At 46.5% G+C, this 19,920-nt stretch carries 18 protein-coding genes, 1 pseudogene and 1 other annotated feature; all 19 genes and pseudogenes read right to left on the bottom strand.

From position 1 onward, the window contains the following. Positions 1 to 2 precede the first annotated feature (2 nt). Positions 3 to 311: a 30S ribosomal protein S10 gene (gene rpsJ / locus ASL14_RS15720; protein ID WP_005544556.1), complete on the bottom strand. Its 309-nt coding sequence runs from the start codon at positions 309 to 311 to the stop codon at positions 3 to 5. 338 nt (positions 312 to 649) lie between these two features. Further along, a complete protein-coding gene (gene tuf / locus ASL14_RS15715) occupies positions 650 to 1,840 on the bottom strand; it encodes an elongation factor Tu (RefSeq protein WP_134912310.1) in 1,191 nt (396 codons plus the stop codon). 94 nt (positions 1,841 to 1,934) lie between these two features. Then, positions 1,935 to 4,013, bottom strand: coding sequence for an elongation factor G (gene fusA, locus ASL14_RS15710; protein WP_134912308.1), 2,079 nt, complete (start codon positions 4,011 to 4,013; stop codon positions 1,935 to 1,937). Positions 4,014 to 4,060: 47 nt separating this feature from the next. After that, the gene (gene rpsG, locus ASL14_RS15705) at positions 4,061 to 4,531 is read right to left on the bottom strand and encodes a 30S ribosomal protein S7 (protein ID WP_007432586.1); all 471 of its coding nucleotides are present in this window, start codon (positions 4,529 to 4,531) and stop codon (positions 4,061 to 4,063) included. 50 nt (positions 4,532 to 4,581) lie between these two features. Beyond that, complete coding sequence (gene rpsL, locus ASL14_RS15700) at positions 4,582 to 5,004, bottom strand: 30S ribosomal protein S12 (RefSeq protein WP_007432587.1); 423 nt, start codon at positions 5,002 to 5,004, stop codon at positions 4,582 to 4,584. Between the two features lie 138 nt (positions 5,005 to 5,142). Next, on the bottom strand, positions 5,143 to 5,400 hold the full coding sequence (locus ASL14_RS15695; RefSeq protein ID WP_134912306.1) for a ribosomal L7Ae/L30e/S12e/Gadd45 family protein: 258 nt from the start codon (positions 5,398 to 5,400) through the stop codon (positions 5,143 to 5,145). 231 nt (positions 5,401 to 5,631) lie between these two features. Beyond that, the gene (gene rpoC, locus ASL14_RS15690) at positions 5,632 to 9,246 is read right to left on the bottom strand and encodes a DNA-directed RNA polymerase subunit beta' (protein WP_134912304.1); all 3,615 of its coding nucleotides are present in this window, start codon (positions 9,244 to 9,246) and stop codon (positions 5,632 to 5,634) included. 144 nt (positions 9,247 to 9,390) lie between these two features. After that, positions 9,391 to 12,936: a DNA-directed RNA polymerase subunit beta gene (gene rpoB / locus ASL14_RS15685; RefSeq protein WP_134912302.1), complete on the bottom strand. Its 3,546-nt coding sequence runs from the start codon at positions 12,934 to 12,936 to the stop codon at positions 9,391 to 9,393. Between the two features lie 314 nt (positions 12,937 to 13,250). Further along, positions 13,251 to 13,892 carry a class I SAM-dependent methyltransferase gene (locus tag ASL14_RS15680; protein WP_134912300.1) on the bottom strand — a complete coding sequence of 214 codons (642 nt, stop codon included), beginning with the start codon at positions 13,890 to 13,892 and terminating at the stop codon, positions 13,251 to 13,253. A gap of 147 nt (positions 13,893 to 14,039) precedes the next feature. Continuing rightward, entirely contained in the window at positions 14,040 to 14,405 is a 366-nt protein-coding gene (gene rplL, locus ASL14_RS15675) for a 50S ribosomal protein L7/L12 (RefSeq protein WP_025685943.1), read from the bottom strand. Between the two features lie 68 nt (positions 14,406 to 14,473). Continuing rightward, positions 14,474 to 14,977 carry a 50S ribosomal protein L10 gene (rplJ, locus tag ASL14_RS15670; protein WP_134912299.1) on the bottom strand — a complete coding sequence of 168 codons (504 nt, stop codon included), beginning with the start codon at positions 14,975 to 14,977 and terminating at the stop codon, positions 14,474 to 14,476. Positions 14,978 to 15,049: 72 nt separating this feature from the next. Then, positions 15,050 to 15,201, bottom strand: a sequence feature (ribosomal protein L10 leader region). A gap of 68 nt (positions 15,202 to 15,269) precedes the next feature. Then, a complete protein-coding gene (gene rplA / locus ASL14_RS15665; RefSeq protein ID WP_014278322.1) occupies positions 15,270 to 15,962 on the bottom strand; it encodes a 50S ribosomal protein L1 in 693 nt (230 codons plus the stop codon). Positions 15,963 to 16,050: 88 nt separating this feature from the next. Next, complete coding sequence (gene rplK / locus ASL14_RS15660) at positions 16,051 to 16,476, bottom strand: 50S ribosomal protein L11 (RefSeq protein WP_014278323.1); 426 nt, start codon at positions 16,474 to 16,476, stop codon at positions 16,051 to 16,053. Between the two features lie 72 nt (positions 16,477 to 16,548). After that, positions 16,549 to 17,076: pseudogene (gene nusG / locus ASL14_RS15655) on the bottom strand (transcription termination/antitermination protein NusG); the annotation flags it as partial. Between the two features lie 27 nt (positions 17,077 to 17,103). Continuing rightward, positions 17,104 to 17,295 (bottom strand): preprotein translocase subunit SecE, encoded by a 192-nt coding sequence (gene secE, locus ASL14_RS15650; protein WP_013312170.1) that lies wholly within the window; start codon positions 17,293 to 17,295, stop codon positions 17,104 to 17,106. 20 nt (positions 17,296 to 17,315) lie between these two features. Next, positions 17,316 to 17,465: a 50S ribosomal protein L33 gene (gene rpmG / locus ASL14_RS15645; protein ID WP_023990562.1), complete on the bottom strand. Its 150-nt coding sequence runs from the start codon at positions 17,463 to 17,465 to the stop codon at positions 17,316 to 17,318. Positions 17,466 to 17,796: 331 nt separating this feature from the next. Beyond that, positions 17,797 to 18,441 carry an RNA polymerase sporulation sigma factor SigH gene (gene sigH, locus ASL14_RS15640; RefSeq protein WP_016324748.1) on the bottom strand — a complete coding sequence of 215 codons (645 nt, stop codon included), beginning with the start codon at positions 18,439 to 18,441 and terminating at the stop codon, positions 17,797 to 17,799. Positions 18,442 to 18,618: 177 nt separating this feature from the next. Continuing rightward, a complete protein-coding gene (locus ASL14_RS15635; RefSeq protein WP_134912297.1) occupies positions 18,619 to 19,140 on the bottom strand; it encodes an NYN domain-containing protein in 522 nt (173 codons plus the stop codon). Positions 19,141 to 19,144: 4 nt separating this feature from the next. Next, positions 19,145 to 19,891: a 23S rRNA (guanosine(2251)-2'-O)-methyltransferase RlmB gene (rlmB, locus tag ASL14_RS15630; protein ID WP_025685949.1), complete on the bottom strand. Its 747-nt coding sequence runs from the start codon at positions 19,889 to 19,891 to the stop codon at positions 19,145 to 19,147. Positions 19,892 to 19,920 lie beyond the last annotated feature (29 nt).

The raw sequence follows: 19,920 nt of genomic DNA, 5'->3' as shown, positions 1-19,920 counted from the left end.
AATTACAATTTAATTTCGATATCTACACCGGACGGCAGGTCCAAGCGCATCAAGGCATCCACAGTTTGTGGAGTCGGGTTAACAATGTCGATCAGACGCTTATGTGTGCGCATTTCGAACTGCTCCCGGGAATCCTTGTACTTGTGTACCGCACGGAGAATAGTAATGATTTGTTTTTCAGTTGGCAGCGGAATTGGTCCGGATACACCTGCGCCCGAACGCTTAGCTGTTTCAACAATTTTCTCAGCGGATTGATCAAGAATTCTGTGGTCGTAAGCTTTCAAACGAATACGAATCTTTTGCTTTGCCATTTTAGTCCCTCCTTCTATCGCCCAATTTGGTATCGGACATACTCCGTGAAAATTTTCCGACATCCCTCCCATGGCAAAGGGGCCGGGTGTGTCAGTAACCTCTCACATCATCGCACAGTCACAAACAACATTAGTTATTATATCTAATAGTTCTGCCTATTGCAAGCAAAAACGAAAAAACAATGTATCTTATTTTGAAAAGATACAATTGCACTCGCAGCTCGCGATTTATTCAAGAGAAAAGCCCCCGCACTAGGGCGGGGGCTTCTTTTAGCTCCGTTCCAATACAATGTTACTCGTTCCAGTACAATGTTGCTTTATTTAAAGGCCAAAGCCTCTTATTTGGTGATTGTTGCTACCGCACCAGCGCCAACTGTACGTCCACCTTCACGAATAGAGAACTTAGTTCCTTCTTCGATAGCGATTGGGTTGATCAGTTGAACAGTAACTGTGATGTTGTCACCAGGCATTACCATTTCGGAACCTTCTGGCAAAGTGATGATACCCGTTACGTCAGTTGTACGGAAGTAGAACTGTGGACGGTAACCAGTGAAGAAAGGTTTGTGACGTCCACCCTCTTCTTTAGTCAAAACGTAGATTTGAGCAGAGAATTCTGTATGAGGTTTAACAGAACCTGGTTTAGCCAATACTTGGCCACGCTCGATTTGTGCACGATCTACACCGCGAAGCAATGCGCCGATGTTATCGCCAGCTTGAGCGGAGTCAAGCAATTTGCGGAACATTTCTACGCCTGTTACTACGGATTTACGGGATTCTTCTTGAATACCGATGATTTCGATTTCGTCGCCCACTTTAACAGTACCACGCTCTACACGGCCTGTAGCAACTGTACCACGACCTGTGATGGAGAATACGTCCTCGACAGGCATAAGGAAAGGCTTTTCAGTGTCGCGTTCTGGAGTTGGGACGTAAGTGTCGATTATTTCGAACATTTCAACGATTTTCTTAGCATAGTCGCCCTCTGGGTTTTGCAGAGCTTCACGAGCGGAACCACGAATGATTGGAGTGTCGTCGCCTGGGAAGTCATATTCGCTCAGCAAGTCACGAACTTCCATTTCAACCAGTTCCAACAACTCTTCGTCTTCAACCATGTCACATTTGTTCAGGAATACAACGATGTAAGGAACGCCTACTTGGCGGGACAACAGGATGTGCTCGCGAGTTTGCGGCATTGGGCCGTCAGCTGCGGATACAACCAGAATCGCTCCGTCCATTTGTGCAGCGCCAGTGATCATGTTTTTAACATAGTCGGCGTGACCTGGGCAGTCAACGTGTGCATAGTGACGGTTAGGTGTTTCGTATTCCACGTGTGCTGTGGAGATTGTGATACCGCGTTCGCGCTCTTCTGGAGCTTTATCGATTTGGTCGAATGCTACAGCAGCACCACCGTAAGTTTTGGACAATACAGTTGTGATTGCAGCAGTCAAAGTAGTTTTACCATGATCGACGTGACCAATAGTACCGATGTTAACGTGCGGTTTGTTACGTTCAAACTTAGCCTTTGCCATTTGAACAATTCCTCCTCAATAACTTGTTTTATTTTTAGGCTGCCGGCTTCCTCTTGGAAAAACCTTGATTATACCGGTCAGCTGATACATTGTATTACTCGCCGCCTTTGGTTTTGGCAACGATCTCTTCAGCAATGCTCTTCGGAACTTCTTCATAATGAGAAAGCTCCATGGAGAACACACCGCGTCCTTGTGTACCGGAACGAAGTGTAGTCGAGTATCCGAACATTTCGGACAAAGGCACCTTTGCACGAATGATTTGAGCTCCACTACGGGAATCCATACCTTCAATCCGACCACGACGGGAGTTCAACATACCCATTACGTCACCCATGTATTCCTCAGGAACCGTTACTTCAACTTTCATAATCGGCTCAAGCAATACTGGTTTACATTTGTCTTTCGCTGCTTTCAGCGCCATTGATCCGGCAATTTTAAACGCCATTTCATTGGAATCGACATCATGGTATGATCCGTCCACGATTGTAGCTTTAACGTCCACAAGCGGGAAGCCTGCGATAACGCCGTTTTTCATTTGCTCCTCAATACCAGCAAGTGCAGGAGCGATGTACTCTCTAGGAACAGAGCCGCCGACTACCTTACTTACGAATTGACTACCAGTACCTGGCTCGAGTGGTTCGAACTCAACCCATACGTGACCGTATTGACCACGACCACCGGACTGACGAACGAATTTACCTTCGACACGTGCTGGAGCACGGAACGTTTCACGGTAAGCAACCTGTGGTTTGCCCACATTGGTTTCTACCTTGAACTCACGACGCATACGGTCAATGATGATATCCAGATGAAGCTCACCCATACCTGCCAAGATGGTTTGGCCTGTTTCTTCGTTAGTATGAGCACGAAGAGTTGGATCTTCTTCGGTCAATTTACCGAGGGCAACAGACATTTTATCTTGGTCAGCTTTGGTTTTAGGCTCAACCGCGATTTCGATAACCGGATCAGGGAAATTCATGGACTCGAGAATAACAGGATCCTTCTCATCACACAGTGTATCACCTGTACCTGTATCTTTCAAACCTACGGCTGCCGCAATATCACCGGAGTAAACTACAGTGATTTCTTGACGGCTGTTCGCATGCATTTGAAGAATACGTCCGATACGTTCACGTTTGCCTTTTGTTGCATTCAATACATATGAACCGGATTGAAGAACACCGGAGTATACGCGGAAGAATGTCAACTTACCAACGTAAGGGTCCGTCATGATTTTGAAGGCCAATGCGGAGAATGGCTCTTCATCGGAAGAGTGACGTTCAACTTCCGTACCGTCTTCCAAATGCCCTTGAATACTTGGCACGTCAGTAGGAGCCGGCAAATAGTCGAGAACAGCATCCAACATCAGCTGAACACCTTTGTTACGGTAAGAAGATCCACAGATAACTGGGAAGATTTTAACATCTACAACACCTTTGCGGAGAGCAGCTTTAATTTCGGCAACCGAAATTTCTTCGCCTTCCAGGTATTTCATTGTCAATTCTTCGTCCAGTTCAGCAACCTTCTCGATCAATTCATTACGGAGTTCTTCAACTTGATCTTTGAATTCCGCAGGAATTTCGACTTCTTCGATATCTTGACCAAGATCATCTTTGTACATATGAGCTTTTTGTTCAACGATATCGATGATACCAATAAAATCATTTTCTGCACCGATTGGCAATTGAATCGCAACTGCGTTCGCTTGAAGGCGATCACGCATGTCAGAGACAACATTCAAGAAGTCGGCACCAATGATATCCATTTTGTTCACATATGCGATCCGCGGAACGCCGTAGCGATCAGCCTGTCTCCATACGGTTTCGGACTGAGGCTCAACGCCTTCTTTCGCACTGAAAACACCAACTGCTCCGTCCAATACACGAAGGGAACGTTCAACTTCAACAGTGAAGTCAACGTGCCCCGGGGTGTCGATGATATTGACGCGGTGACCTTTCCAGGCAGCGGTCGTCGCAGCGGAAGTAATCGTGATTCCGCGCTCTTGTTCTTGTTCCATCCAGTCCATTGTCGCAGCGCCTTCGTGAACTTCACCGATTTTGTGCGTACGTCCTGTGTAGAACAAGATCCGCTCTGTTGTTGTGGTTTTACCCGCGTCAATATGAGCCATGATCCCGATATTACGTGTATTCGTCAAGGAGAACTCTCTTGCCATGAAATGGGTCTCCCTTCAAAATTGAAGTTATTTTTTTGAGCTGAATCCTACCAACGGTAGTGAGCAAACGCTTTGTTCGCTTCAGCCATTTTGTGCGTATCTTCGCGTTTTTTCACGGAAGCACCTGTGTTGTTGGAAGCGTCGATAATCTCAGCCGCCAAACGCTCTTCCATCGTTTTCTCGCCGCGGTTGCGGGAGTAGTTTACGAGCCAACGTAAACCCAGGGAAGTACGTCTTTCTGGTTTTACCTCGATTGGTACTTGGTAGTTGGCACCGCCGACACGGCGTGCTTTAACTTCCAGGACTGGCATGATATTCTTGATAGCTGCTTCAAAAACTTCCATCGGGTCATTCCCCGTACGTTCTTGGATAAGCTTGAACGCATTGTACAGAATGCTTTGAGCAACGCCTCGTTTTCCGTCGAGCATGATGCGGTTGATCAGGCGGGTAACCAACTTGCTGTTGTATACCGGATCTGGCAACACGTCTCTTTTGGTAACTGGACCTTTGCGTGGCATGGATATCCCCCTTTCTTACATGTTAAACCGATTTATTCGGTTTATATTCATTAGGATTTTTTAGCTTTAGGGCGTTTTGCGCCGTATTTGGAACGAGCTTGCATGCGGTTGTTTACGCCTGCAGTATCCAAAGCACCGCGAACGATGTGGTAACGTACACCCGGAAGATCTTTTACACGACCGCCGCGAATCAGCACTACGCTGTGTTCTTGCAGGTTGTGTCCGATACCCGGAATGTAAGCAGTCACCTCTACACGGTTCGTCAAACGAACACGAGCATATTTACGAAGTGCGGAGTTTGGTTTTTTTGGAGTCATAGTACCTACACGTGTGCAAACTCCGCGTTTTTGCGGGGCACTGATGTCGGTAGCTTCACGTTTCAAGGCGTTAAAACCTTTTTGCAAAGCCGGTGATTTCGATTTCTCGATTTTGGCTTGACGTCCTTTACGAACCAGTTGGTTAATAGTTGGCATTGTGGTTGCCACCCCCTTCCTCAATTTTTCCTGTTGCTTCACAAACCATTTCTAAGCCCACAGACCCAGGCGGTTCATAAAAGAACAAATGAAAAGTCTTTGCCGCCAAGAATTCATTCTCTTAGACAAAAACGTTCCTTACCCTATTTGTTTTACGATAGCAGCCATAGCGGCTCCCACTTCAATCCCACATGCAGCTCCGAGATTTTTCATTGTATCTACAAGAGTCACCTTGACTCCTTGCTTGTTGCACAAAGCAATGATGTTGGAAGTGAGGCGTGGATCTGCGTCTTCCGCCACATATACTTCAGAGGCGAAGCCCAATTCGACCATACGAATGGTTTGTTTGGTACCGATTTTGACATGAGCATCTTGCAGTCCCTGTTCTTTAGACATATCTCATTCCTCCGAAAAGACACAATAGCATATAGGCTACTCACGCACCTTTGCTATATTAGCATTGACTATAAGCAATGTCAAGACAATTATCGACTATAGTTTGCTTAACAAAGAAATACATTTCATTTCAAGAAAAAGCGCCGGAACACCGTCTGACAAAGCCACAATCTAAAAGCCTCATCAGAGATGCGATGTTCCGGGCCCATCATGCCATTTGTTAACGTTATATTACTCGGCCGAAATCGGTTCGAGTTCTTCGGACGAGGGTTGCTCCCCTTCCGGTTGGGCAAATTTCACACTGCGGTAACGATTCATACCTGTACCCGCAGGGATCAACTTACCAATAATAACGTTCTCTTTCAGACCAAGCAACTGATCGACTTTGCCTTTTATAGCCGCATCGGTCAGCACGCGAGTGGTCTCTTGGAAGGAAGCTGCTGACAAGAAGGAGTCAGTTTCCAGAGATGCCTTGGTGATACCAAGCAGAACCGGTTTGGCTACCGCTGGCTCTTGGCCACTGAGAATTGCTGTCTTGTTCGCATTTTCATACTCGTGCACATCAACAAAGGAGCCTGGAAGCAGCGTTGTATTCCCCGCATCAAGGATACGGATTTTACGCAACATTTGACGAATCATAACTTCCACGTGCTTATCATTGATTTCTACGCCCTGATTCCGGTATACGCGTTGAACTTCCTGAAGGATATAGTTCTGTACCCCGCGAATACCTTTAATGCGCAGCATTTCTTTAGGGTCGATTGAACCGTCTGTCAGTTCATCCCCGGCTTCAACAGTCATGCCTTCGCTTACGCGCAGACGAGAACCATACGTAACCGAATAAGTTTTCGTTTCAGCTTCACCCTGAATATCGATCTCACGGCGATCTTTACCTTCACGAATTTCTTTAACTGTACCGTCAATTTCACTGATGGTTGCCTGACCTTTAGGATTACGTGCTTCGAAAAGCTCCTGAATACGCGGCAAACCTTGTGTAATATCGTCGCCCGCTACACCGCCTGTGTGGAATGTACGCATTGTAAGCTGGGTTCCTGGTTCACCGATGGATTGTGCCGCGATAATACCAACTGCTTCACCAATCTCAACGTGTTTGCCAGTAGCCAGATTGCGACCGTAGCATTTCTTGCAGACGCCATGTTTGGCACGACAGCTCAGTACTGAACGAATTTGAAGCTTTTGTACACCAGCTTTAACAATTGCTTCCGCTTTGTCGGAATCGATCAATTCGTTACGGCCAGCCAAAATCTCGCCAGTCTCCGGATGACGTACCGTTTCAAAGCAATAGCGACCTTCCAGACGGTCATACAGATCCTCAATAACTTCTTTACCGTCCTGAATACGGCTTACTGTAAAGCCTTTGTCCGTTCCGCAATCTTCTTCACGCACGATAACATCCTGCGCTACATCGACAAGACGACGAGTCAGGTAACCTGAATCAGCCGTACGAAGCGCTGTATCCGCCAAACCTTTACGCGCTCCGTGAGTGGAGATGAAGTACTCGAGTACTGTCAAACCTTCACGGAAGTTCGATTTAATTGGGAGCTCGATAATACGACCGGATGGATTCGCCATCAGACCGCGCATACCGCCGAGCTGGGTAATCTGTGATTTGTTACCCCGCGCTTTGGAGTCTACCATCATCATGATCGAGTTGTAGCGATCCATGGACTTCATCAGCACTTCGGTAATATCATCTTTCGCTTTGGACCAAATATCAATAATCCGGTCATAGCGTTCCTCATTCGTAATCAAACCACGACGGTATTGATTCGTTACGACTTGCGCTTTGTCCTCAGAACCTTTAAGAATTCCTTGTTTTTCCACCGGCACGATAACGTCCGATACAGCAACAGTTACACCTGAACGAGTAGAATACGTAAAGCCAAGCTGTTTGATTTTATCCAAAATCACAGCTGTTTCTGTTGTATGGTAAGTTTCAAAGCAACGGGCAATAATGTTACCAAGGTAATCCTTACCTACCCCGTTAGCTTGCGGAGCATTTTGAATCGCTTCTGTAAGGTTTACACCCTTTTCGTAAACAAAGAACTCCTCAGCAGTACCATAAAGCAGGTTGGCACGGGTAGCATCATTGATGTACGGGAAGCTGGCCGGGAAAATTTCATTAAAGATAATTTTACCAACCGTGGTGATCAGCATTGCATCCTGTTGTTTTTCCGTAAAGCTCGTTTTATTCAAAGCTTTAACCGGAATAGCTACACGAGCATGAAGACCCGCTGTACCGCGCTGGTAAGCCGATATAGCCTCGTTCATATTGCGAAGGATCATGTTGCTGCCTTCTTCTTCTTTGTTATCCATAGTCAGATAGAAAGAACCAAGGACCATATCCTGGGAAGGAGTAACAACAGGTTTGCCGTCTTTCGGATTCAAAATGTTACCGGATGCCAGCATGAGCAAACGAGCTTCTGCTTGGGCTTCCGCAGACAATGGAACGTGAACCGCCATTTGGTCACCGTCAAAGTCGGCATTATATGCCGTACATACGAGCGGATGCAAACGGATTGCACGACCTTCAACCAAAATCGGTTCAAACGCCTGGATACCGAGTCTATGCAGCGTAGGGGCACGGTTCAGAAGAACCGGATGCTCCCTGATTACTTCTTCGAGCACATCCCATACTTCTGCGCTCACGCGCTCTACTTTACGTTTCGCGCTCTTAATGTTGTGTGCAAGACCTTTGTTCACAAGTTCTTTCATGACAAAAGGTTTGAACAGTTCCAATGCCATTTCTTTCGGCAAACCGCATTGGTACATTTTCAAGTACGGACCTACAACGATAACGGAACGACCGGAGTAGTCAACACGTTTTCCGAGCAAGTTTTGACGGAAGCGTCCTTGTTTACCTTTCAGCATATGGCTGAGGGATTTCAAAGGACGGTTACCCGGACCTGTAACAGGGCGGCCACGACGACCATTATCGATCAGAGCGTCAACAGCTTCCTGCAGCATCCGTTTTTCATTTTGTACGATAATATCCGGTGCACCCAGATCTAGCAAGCGTTTCAGACGGTTGTTACGGTTGATAACACGGCGGTACAAGTCATTCAGATCAGAGGTAGCAAAACGTCCACCATCCAGCTGTACCATCGGACGGAGCTCAGGAGGAATAACAGGCAACACGTCCATGATCATCCAGTCTGGCTGGTTGCCGGAGTTACGGAACGCCTCAATCACTTCAAGACGCTTGATCGCACGGTTGCGACGTTGTCCTTGAGCTGTACGCAACTCTTCTTTGAGGAATTCTAGTTCTTTGTCTATATCCAAATCTTGAAGGAGCTTCTTAACCGCTTCAGCACCCATACCTGCCTGAAATCCGTAGCCGTATTTTTCACGGTAGCTGCGGTATTCTTTCTCGGACAGGAGTTGCTTTTTCTCCAATGGCGTATCTCCTGGATCAGTTACAACATAAGATGCGAAGTAAATGATCTCTTCCAGAGATCTTGGAGACATATCAAGAGCAAGACCCATACGGCTCGGAATGCCTTTAAAGTACCAAATATGCGATACAGGGGCAGCCAGCTCGATGTGACCCATACGCTCACGACGAACCTTAGCGCGGGTAACCTCTACGCCACAACGGTCACAGACAACACCTTTATAGCGCACACGCTTGTACTTACCGCAATGACATTCCCAGTCTTTCGTAGGTCCGAAAATTTTCTCGCAAAATAGTCCTTCTTTTTCCGGTTTAAGCGTACGATAGTTAATCGTCTCCGGTTTTTTGACTTCTCCGCGGGACCAAGAACGAATCTTTTCGGGGGAAGCAAGCCCGATTTTCATATATTCGAAATTGTTAACGTCCAACAAGGAGCAACCCTCCTTAACCAAATCCTGAGTTTTTAGGTTTGATACCGCCCGGCAGCACCGGGCGGTATCAAGAAGCTCGATCCATCCTGTAGAGAATGGATCGAGGCATATAACAAAGCTGATATGATTCAGTCAGCAGACAGACTACTCTACGCCAACCTCAGAGCCTTCCAGATTCAAACTCAGCTTGTCGCTGGTTGTATCATCTTCATCATCAAGCTCTCTCATTTCGATCTCTTGTTCGTCTCCAGACAGAATCTTCACGTCCATACCCAAGCTTTGCAGCTCTTTGATCAAGACCTTGAATGATTCAGGCACACCCGGTTCAGGTACATTTTCACCTTTGACGATGGATTCATATGTTTTAACACGTCCAACCACATCATCGGATTTGACAGTCAAAATTTCCTGAAGCGTGTAAGCCGCGCCGTAGGCTTCCAGCGCCCATACTTCCATCTCCCCGAAGCGCTGACCACCGAATTGAGCTTTACCACCCAACGGCTGTTGCGTAACGAGAGAGTAAGGACCTGTAGAACGAGCATGGATTTTATCGTCAACCATATGCGCCAGTTTGATCATGTGCATGACACCGACAGTAACTTCACGTTCAAAACGATCACCGGTACGTCCGTCATACAACACCGTCTTACCATTGCGCTGCATGCCTGCCTCTTCCATCGTATCGAACACGTCATACTCCTTGGCACCATCGAATACAGGCGTTGCTACATGAATACCAAGACGCATTGCAGCCATACCCAGATGAATTTCAAGCACCTGTCCGATGTTCATCCGTGAAGGTACACCCAGCGGATTCAGAACGACTTGTACTGGTGTACCGTCCGGAAGGAACGGCATATCTTCTTCAGGCAAAATACGGGCAACGACACCCTTGTTACCGTGACGTCCGGCCATTTTATCGCCTTCGGAAATTTTACGTTTTTGAGCAATGTATACACGAACCAGTTGGTTTACGCCTGGTGGCAGTTCGTCGCCATTCTCACGTGTAAATACTTTTACGTCCACAACAATCCCGTCTGTTCCGTGAGGAACTCTCAAAGAAGTGTCGCGAACCTCGCGTGCCTTCTCACCAAAGATCGCATGCAAGAGGCGTTCTTCGGCTGTCAGCTCTGTCACACCCTTAGGCGTTACTTTACCAACGAGAATGTCACCTGCGCCGATTTCGGCACCAATGCGGATAATTCCACGCTCATCCAGATTACGGAGCGCTTCTTCACCGACATTCGGAATATCACGGGTGATTTCTTCCGGTCCAAGCTTCGTGTCGCGGGCTTCAGATTCGTATTCCTCAATATGAATGGAGGTGTATACGTCTTCCTTAACCAGCTTCTCACTCAGCAGGATCGCATCCTCGTAGTTGTAACCTTCCCAAGTCATGAAGGCAACGACAACGTTACGTCCCAATGCCAGCTCACCCATCTCTGTGGAAGGACCATCTGCGAGAATATCGCCAGCTTTCACCACATCGCCTCTATTGACGATTGGACGTTGGTTAATGCATGTTCCTTGGTTCGAACGCATAAATTTGTGTAATTTATACTTAACTATGTCGCCCTTCACTTCAGAACCATCTACTGTTTCGATGCGACGCAGCCAAATTTCGTTAGCTGAAGAACGTTCGATGACACCGTCGTATTTGGATACAATACATACCCCGGAATCTTTCGCAGCCTTATGCTCCATTCCTGTTCCGACCAAAGGAGACTTCGGAATCAACAAAGGAACGGCCTGCCGTTGCATATTGGAACCCATCAACGCGCGGTTCGAGTCATCGTTCTCCAAGAACGGAATCAGTGCAGTTGCCACTGACACGACCTGCTTAGGCGAAACGTCCATATAGTCAACACGGCTACTTGCCATTGGAATGATGTTATCAGACTGCTTGTTGTAACGGACAATGACAACTTCTTCCTTAAAAGTGCTGTCCTCTGTCAGTTCCTCATTTGCCTGGGCTACGATGTAGTTATCTTCTTCATCAGCCGTCAGGTAATCAATTTGGTCTGTAACTTTTCCGGTTTTTGGATCTACCCAACGATAAGGAGCTTCGATAAATCCGTACTCGTTGATACGTGCGAAGGTAGACAAGGAGTTGATCAAACCAATGTTTGGTCCCTCTGGTGTCTCGATAGGACACATACGGCCGTAGTGACTCGGATGGACGTCACGTACTTCCATGCCTGCGCGTTCACGTGTCAAACCGCCGGGTCCGAGTGCGGACAAACGGCGTTTGTGTGTCAATTCGGCAAGTGGATTCGTCTGATCCATAAACTGGGAGAGCTGGGAACTACCAAAAAACTCCTTAATTGAAGCAATTACCGGACGTATGTTAATCAACGCCTGTGGCGTGATCACATTCGCATCCTGAATTGACATTCTTTCGCGCACCACGCGTTCCATACGGGACAAACCGATACGGAACTGGTTCTGGAGCAATTCACCTACAGAGCGCAAACGACGGTTACCCAAATGGTCAATATCGTCCGTGCTTCCGATTCCGTGAAGTAAGTTAATAAAATAACTGATAGAGGAAATAATATCGGCAGGCGTAATATTTTTAACCGATTTATCAATATTTCCGTTGGCAATCAGTTTTACAACTTTACCATCCTCAATCGGCGAGAATATGTCGATTGTTTGAAGAGGAATATCGTTGCTTTCCAGCACGCCAGTAGCAACATGATACGTACGGTGTCCTACCGACTCCTCAAGTTGGGGCAAAATCTCGTCCAACAAGCGGCGATCCACCATTTGTCCTGCTTCAGCGATGATTTCACCGGTTGTCGTATCAATCAAAGTCTCAGCAAGCCGTTGATTGAACAGACGGTTTTTGATGTGAAGCTTTTTATTGATTTTGTAACGGCCTACGTTGGCCAGATCATAACGTTTTGGATCAAAGAAACGTGCAACGAGCAAGCTCTTTGCATTATCCAGTGTAGGTGGCTCACCCGGACGAAGACGCTCATAAATCTCAATCAGCGCTTTTTCCGTAGAGTCTGTGTTGTCTTTATCAAGCGTGTTACGGATATATTCGTCATTGCCGAGCAAATCCAGAATCTCAGCATCAGTGCCAAAGCCAAGCGCACGCAGCAACACCGTAACCGGAATTTTACGGGTACGGTCAATCCGGACATAGATAATGTCCTTCGCATCCATCTCCAGTTCGAGCCAAGCCCCCCGGTTAGGAATTACCGTTGCGGTGTATGTTGTTTTCGCATTCTTGTCGACTTTTGTGCTGAAATAGACGCTGGGAGAGCGAACCAACTGGCTGACAATAACCCGTTCCGCACCGTTAATAATAAACGTACCCGTATCAGTCATCAGCGGGAAGTCTCCCATGAATACTTCCTGCTCTTTCACTTCCCCGGTCTCTTTATTAATAAGCCGGACTTTTACCCGAAGCGGTGCTGCATACGTTACGTCGCGTTCCTTTGCGTCGTCAACGGTATATTTGGGTTCTCCGAGAGAATAATCGATAAACTCCAAAATCAGATTTCCTGTGAAATCCTGAATTGGCGAAATATCCCGAAACATCTCCCGCAATCCTTCCTCCAAAAACCAATCATAGGATTTTTGCTGGATCTCAATCAGGTTCGGAACCTCGAGTACCTCGTTAATACGTGCATAACTGCGCCGAGTGCGTCGACCATATTGAACAAGATGTCCTGCCAACTTAAACTCACCCCTCATGTCTACTCACTTTAAAAATTCATTGCGAACCTTTGTTTGTGACCTTATAATAAGACACAGACAGAAGATTCAATCCACAAATACAGAAAAGCCCTTACTCGAATGCATTCGAAAAAAGAGCGACGTATCTGCAGAATCCTCTTACCGGAAGATCTTCATCACTTGTAGATTTGCCCAAAATGATTGTATTATACGTAATAGGTATAAATACTATACCCTTCTACGCATAAACCTATTGACATTTCAACAAACTAAAGCCATGGAGGGCATCCTAATACTGACATTTTATAATGATATCACAGACCAGGATTCAAGTCAATGGTCCTATTGCACTTTTCTAAAACTTTTTTTGCCTTCAAAATACGGTAACCTTTATCCTTCGTAACTTCCTCCACACGTCCGAAAAGGCTCTCGATTTTAGCGCTTGCCGAAGGGGCACCCTGTTTTTTCTGTATAACCACCCACAAAGCTCCACCTTCATTTAAATGTTCATAAGCAAGCTCGAAAATGGTATGCACCGTTCCCTTACCCGCACGTATAGGTGGATTCGTTAGAATCACGTCAAACCGATCATCTTTTACTGCCTCAAATAGATCGCTTTGCTTTATCGTCACATTGGTAATTCCATTCCGTTCCGCGTTCTCTATAGCCAGTTGAACGGCTCGCTCGTTAATATCCACCATTGTAACGTGACCATTCGGTACAAGCGTAGCTGCCGTCAAACCAATCGGTCCATAGCCACACCCTACATCCAGCACTGAAGCCTGCGCAGGAAGCTGCATCGCCTCAATCAACACACGGCTACCGTAATCAATTCCCTGCTTCGAGAAAACGCCTGAATCACTGGCAAAACGGTATGTCCGCCCCCGCAGCACTGTTTCCAGGCTCCGCCGTTCGTGCGCCGTCTCTGGCCGTTTGGAGTAATAATGATCAGACATTCATGACCACCTCCTTGGTTGTAATACCATCATAGCCTTCACTAAAATGTTTCAGACATGCTTGTACGGCCGTTTTACAGCAACAAACCCCTTGAAGATCACCTCAAGGGGTTTGTTTTAGTGCATTGTCTGCTAGATAGCAGTCAATTATTTCACTTCTACGGAAGCGCCTGCTTCTTCCAATTTTGCTTTCAGGGAATCAGCTTCTTCTTTCGCGATTTTTTCTTTCAGTGGTTTTGGAGCGTTGTCAACCAGTTCTTTTGCTTCTTTCAGGCCAAGACCTGTAATTTCGCGAACTGCTTTGATAACGTTGATTTTGGAAGCGCCAGCGCTTGTCAAAATTACGTCGAACTCGGATTGCTCAGCTTCTGCTGCGCCACCTGCTGCGCCACCTGCTACAGCTACTGGAGCTGCTGCAGTTACGCCGAATTCTTCTTCGATTGCTTTAACAAGATCGTTCAGTTCCAATACGGACATACCTTTAATTGCTTCCAAGATTTGCTCTTTACTCATGGTTGAACCTCCATTTAAATTCTTATTTTTTGTTTTCAATCTGCTATACAGCAGCTTTAATCCCTAACTTATGCGCTTTGCTCTTCTTTTTCCGCAACAGCTTTAACTGCAAGCGCGAAGTTGCGCACAGGAGCTTGAAGCACACTGAGGAGCATGGAAAGGAGACCTTCGCGGGATGGCAGTTCTGCCAACGCTTTGATTTCCTCAACACCGATAACACGGCCTTCTACAACTGCACCTTTCAGTTCCAGCGCAGTGTTTTTCTTAGCGAAATCATTCAAGATTTTAGCTGCAGACACTGCATCATCTTTGCCGAACGCGATTGCAGTAGGACCTGTCAATACTGCGTCCAGTTCAGTCAATTCTGCTGCCGCAGTTGCACGACGGAGCAGCGTGTTTTTCAGCACTTGAAATTCGATTCCGGCTTCGCGAAGCTGCTTACGCAGCTCAGTTACTTGGGCAACATTCAGACCGCGATAGTCAGCAACCACAGTTGTTACGCTCTCGCGCAATTTTGCAGCTACAACTTCAACAGCTTCTTGTTTTGCTTGAATCACTTTTGCATTTGCCAAACTGTACACCTCCTGATCAATTTATCCGCTTTGCTCGACCGACCTATCCGGCGGTCGCACAAAGCTACCTTCATGAGCATGAAAAAAGCCTCCGTAGAGTACGAAGGCTTGATAAATCTACATGAACAGGACAAGCCCGTCGCATGAAACGTTCTATCATAACACCTCGGTAGGAGATTAAGCCCGAAGGCCCCTACTGTCTACGGTAAGCATATTCAACTTTAATGGTCAGTCACACGGACTCACAACTTTTACAGAATAACAAAATCAATTGAACGTGTCAATCAAAATATTATTTGTAAACAGATGCGTTCACACGAGCACTTGGTCCCATAGTCGAAGAAATAGCGATGTTTTTCAGGTAAACACCTTTAGCAGCCGCTGGCTTCGCACGGTTCAAGGCTTCGATCAAAGCTTTAAGATTCTCGTTCAGTTGTTCAGCACTGAAGGATGCTTTGCCGATTGGCGCATGAATTTGACCCGCTTTGTCGAGACGGTATTCGATTTTACCAGCTTTGATTTCTTGAACAGCCTTGGCAACATCGAAAGTAACTGTGCCTGCTTTAGGGTTTGGCATTAAGCCTTTACCACCGAGCAAACGACCCAGTTTACCAACCTCACTCATCATATCAGGTGTCGCAACGCAGACGTCGAATTCGAACCAGCCTTGTTGAATTTTGTTGATCATATCTTGATCGCCAACAAAATCAGCGCCAGCCGCTTCGGCTTCTTTCACTTTGTCACCTTTTGCAAATACCAGAACGCGTTGTGTTTTACCCGTACCATGTGGCAGGACAACAACACCACGAACAGCCTGGTCTTGTTTACGGGAATCTACGCCCAGACGGACTGCTGCTTCAACAGTTTCGTCAAATTTAGCAGTTGCGCCTTTTTTCACCAATTCAACGGCTTCTAAAGGCTCATAAGTCGCTTCGCTGTCGATCAGCTTAGCGGCTTCCAAGTACTTCTTACCATGTTTAGCCATAATCTTTTCCTCCTTATGTGGTATTAGCGGATATTCCTCCCACACTTGCCGGACAGTCAAACTGCCGGCACACGAAGACTAATATAAATTAATCTACGATGGTGATACCCATGCTGCGAGCAGTACCTTCAACCATACGCATTGCCGATTCTACGGAAGCTGCGTTAAGGTCAGGCATTTTTTGCTCAGCAATTTGACGAACGGTAGCGCGATTTACAGTTGCAACTTTCGTTTTGTTCGGTTCACCGGAACCTTTTTCGATTTTAGCAGCAACTTTCAACAGCACAGCAGCCGGTGGAGTTTTGGTGATGAATGTAAAAGAACGATCTTCAAACACCGAAATTTCAACCGGGATGATCAGGCCTGCTTGATCAGCAGTACGAGCATTGAACTCTTTACAGAATGCCATGATGTTGACACCTGCTTGACCCAAAGCTGGACCTACTGGAGGCGCTGGATTAGCTTTACCTGCAGGGATCTGCAGTTTTACCATTTTGATTACCTTTTTTGCCACGGATGACACCTCCTGACTCAATAGTGGTAGACGGACCTAATGATCCTCCCACAAGAAACCTGTAAGAAAAATCTATATTTTCTCCACCTGAGTATAATCTAACTCAAGCGGGGTTTCCCGTCCAAACATGTTGACGTGAACCTTAAGCTTGCTCTTCTCAACCAAAATTTCTTCCACGGAGCCCACAAAATTCGCAAAAGGACCAACTTTAATTCGCACGGATTCCTTAACATCGAATTCAATCTTCGGTTTCGGCTCTACCATGCCCATATGCTTCAGAATCTGTTCAACTTCTTCTGGAAGCAAAGCTGTCGGTTTGGAACCCGAGCCTGTTGATCCTACAAATCCCGTAACACCTGGTGTGTTGCGCACAACATACCAAGAGTCGTCGGTTTGAACCATTTCGACCAAGACATAACCAGGGTATACTTTACGCATAACGGTCTTTTTCTTACCGTCCTTGGTTACCAGTTCTTCTTCCATTGGAACAAGAACGCGGAAAATCTTGTCCTCCATGCCCATGGACTCAACGCGTTTCTCCAAATTGGCTTTGACTTTGTTCTCATACCCTGAATAGGTATGAACGACGTACCATCTTTTTCCATATCAAGCCACCTGGAACCCTTCCTAGATAATCGCTTCGATCACAGCGGAAATGCCGATATCGAGAACCCAAAAATAAATCGTGACAAACGCAATCGTCCCAATGACAATCAGCGTATAGTTGGTCAGTTCTTTACGATTGGGCCAGCGAACCTTCTTGAGTTCAGCCCAGCTTTCAGAGAAAAAGGAAAACAGAGACTTGAAACTGCGTTTCACGCCGACTACACCTCCAAAAACTATCTGGTTTCCCGATGAGAAGTCTGTTCGTTACAGGACTTACAGAATTTCTTCATCTCCATGCGGTCGGGGTGATTACGCTTGTTTTTAGTCGTTGTGTAATTTCTTTGTTTGCATGTTGTACAAGCCAAAGTAATAATTACCCGCATGATGTGCACCTCCCGAAGACATCCAACACCGGAAGTCTCATAATTGATCCTAAAAAAACCGCGAATTTAGGCCTACCTAAAACACTTTATCACACGCGGTTTTCCATGTCAACGAATGTTTGCATACATTTCGCAGTCCCGGCTGTGGTGCATTTTAACATCTGCTCATCCTTGTAAAATCATCTCTGAAAAACCTCTCCAAGATCCATGCGATATCTATTATTTATCTTTTTAGTATAAATCATTCTTCACACATATAAACCTGCATATCCTGCCCTTAACGAATAAAAAAAGACTCGGACTCGAGCCTTTTCCCTGCCAGCCTCTACTTTCAGCTATCCCTTACTTCCAAATACTTTTCAAGTTTGCGCTTGACCCGTTGCAGCGCATTATCAATAGATTTCACGTGGCGGTCAAGATCCTCGGCAATTTCCTGATATGAACGTCCGTCCAGATACAGCATAAGTACCTTCCGTTCCAGCTCGCTCAGAATCTCGGACATTTTGTCCTCAAGGCCTACAAACTCTTCCTGATTGATAATCAGTTCTTCAGGATCACTTACCTGTGTTCCGCAAATCACGTCCAGTAACGTCCGATCCGACTCTTCATCATAAATGGGCTTGTCCAGAGATACGTAGGAATTCAGAGGAATGTGCTTTTGTCGTGTGGCCGTCTTGATTGCCGTAATAATCTGTCTTGTAATGCACAGCTCGGCGAAGGCCTTGAACGAAGCAAGCTTGTCTCCCTTAAAATCACGAATAGATTTGTAGAGACCAATCATGCCCTCCTGAATAATATCCTCGCGATCAGCGCCGATCAGGAAGTAGGATCTGGCCTTGGCCCGCACGAAGTTCCGATATTTATTAATCAGAAACTCCAGTGCCTCCCCATCACCTTCATGGACTGCTCCGACAATGTCTTCATCATTTTTGTAATCAAACTTTGACAACATGATATCCTTGAGGTCCACACTCACTAACAATCCCTCCGGCTGCAACGCAAGATACCCGTTACTCTCTCAAATATAGGACAAGTATACGCGATGTAACCTGATACCGTCAACCACAACAGCCTAAAAAAGAAGAGCACTAACAAAATTGTCAATGGTTTCAAAATGGGGAATTGTCCAATTACTGGATTTTCTTTCTCTGGATTATTCTCTTCTCCAGCGCTCGAACAGCTTTCGAAGCTCCGGGCTTAGCTTGGCATCCAGCGAATTGCGGGACAATTTGGCGCTATCCTGCTCTATCCGCTTTTTCACTTCCTTTTCAGATTCCTCAATCTCAATCAAAAGTTCACGCGCCGACACCCTGAGCGCTCCTTGTCCAAAAGCGACATGTTGTTCCACCTGATCACTTGTTGCTACATAAATGCTTCTTCTTCGGCTGCTTAGCTCCCGAACCAATCGCTCGATACACTCGTCAGCGGTTTCTTTTTCTTTTGTAAAATAAATCTGGACTTTACTCTGGGCATACGTTTTACCCAATCCTGGCACCCGGTAAGCATCAAATACGACGATGACTCTTCTGCCGGAATACGCCTGATGATCCACGAGTCGTTCAAGCAGTCTGTCCCTCGCTTCCTGCATACCAGATTGTACCAGTGCGGAAAGTTCGGGCCAGGCTCCAATCATGTTGTAACCGTCCACAAGCAGAACATCCCGCGTGTCAGCCATATCATCAGCCCCGTGCCTGTCGTCCGCGCAACACTTCGTACATCACGACACCTGCGGCTACAGAAGCATTCAGGGAATTGATTTGCCCAGCCATCGGCAGCTTAACGAGTACGTCACATTTCTCACGGATCAAACGGCCTATCCCTTTATTTTCGTTACCAATGACAATAGCCACTGGGCCCGTGAATACACCATTTCCAAAAACCGGGTCCGTAGCTGTCACATCTGTGCCGACTACCCATACACCTTCCTCTTTGAGGCGGTCGATCGTTTGCCCCAAATTGTTCACACGCGCCACTGGAACGTACTCAACCGCCCCCGCCGATGTTTTGGACACCGTTACAGTTACTGCCGCCGAACGTCTTTTGGGTACGATTACGCCATGTGCACCTGTGCAGTCCGCTGTCCGAAGGATAGACCCCAGATTATGCGGATCTTCAATCTCATCCAATAGGATTAAAAACGGCTCCTCTCCCTTGCTACGAGCAGTTGCGAGCAGTTCTTCCACTTCAACGTAGGCAAAAGGTGCAGCCTGTGCAACCACTCCCTGATGCTGTATTCCCGGAACCATTTGATCAAGCTTACGCTTGTCCACCTGTAACACAATGATCCCCGCTTTTTTAGCCTCAGCCGTAATGGGCAATGTCAGGTGCTTTTGTGCATTATCCGCAATCCATATTTTATTTATCGTTCTGCCTGAACGAAGCGCCTCCGTTACCGAATGCTTACCGGCAATCCATTCTTCTTCCATATCTAGCTTCCTCCCGGGAAACGGCCAAT

Origin of the sequence: Paenibacillus sp. IHB B 3084 (genome assembly GCF_001447315.1) — a bacterium.
GTDB lineage: Bacteria > Bacillota > Bacilli > Paenibacillales > Paenibacillaceae > Paenibacillus.
The sequence above is the reverse complement of the archived record's forward strand: the minus strand, read 5'-3'. Positions and strand labels throughout refer to the sequence as shown.

Excerpts from the sequence above, each read along its gene's own strand:
- rpsJ (WP_005544556.1), bottom strand. The coding sequence starts at position 311 with ATGGCAAAGCAAAAGATTCGTATTCGTTTGAAAGCTTACGACCACAGA.
- tuf (WP_134912310.1), bottom strand. The coding sequence starts at position 1,840 with ATGGCAAAGGCTAAGTTTGAACGTAACAAACCGCACGTTAACATCGGT.
- fusA (WP_134912308.1), bottom strand. The coding sequence starts at position 4,013 with ATGGCAAGAGAGTTCTCCTTGACGAATACACGTAATATCGGGATCATG.
- rpsG (WP_007432586.1), bottom strand. The coding sequence starts at position 4,531 with ATGCCACGCAAAGGTCCAGTTACCAAAAGAGACGTGTTGCCAGATCCG.
- rpsL (WP_007432587.1), bottom strand. The coding sequence starts at position 5,004 with ATGCCAACTATTAACCAACTGGTTCGTAAAGGACGTCAAGCCAAAATC.
- ASL14_RS15695 (WP_134912306.1), bottom strand. The coding sequence starts at position 5,400 with ATGTCTAAAGAACAGGGACTGCAAGATGCTCATGTCAAAATCGGTACC.
- ASL14_RS15680 (WP_134912300.1), bottom strand. The coding sequence starts at position 13,892 with ATGTCTGATCATTATTACTCCAAACGGCCAGAGACGGCGCACGAACGG.
- rplL (WP_025685943.1), bottom strand. The coding sequence starts at position 14,405 with ATGAGTAAAGAGCAAATCTTGGAAGCAATTAAAGGTATGTCCGTATTG.
- rplA (WP_014278322.1), bottom strand. The coding sequence starts at position 15,962 with ATGGCTAAACATGGTAAGAAGTACTTGGAAGCCGCTAAGCTGATCGAC.
- rpmG (WP_023990562.1), bottom strand. The coding sequence starts at position 17,465 with ATGCGGGTAATTATTACTTTGGCTTGTACAACATGCAAACAAAGAAAT.
- ASL14_RS15635 (WP_134912297.1), bottom strand. The coding sequence starts at position 19,140 with ATGGCTGACACGCGGGATGTTCTGCTTGTGGACGGTTACAACATGATT.
- rlmB (WP_025685949.1), bottom strand. The coding sequence starts at position 19,891 with ATGGAAGAAGAATGGATTGCCGGTAAGCATTCGGTAACGGAGGCGCTT.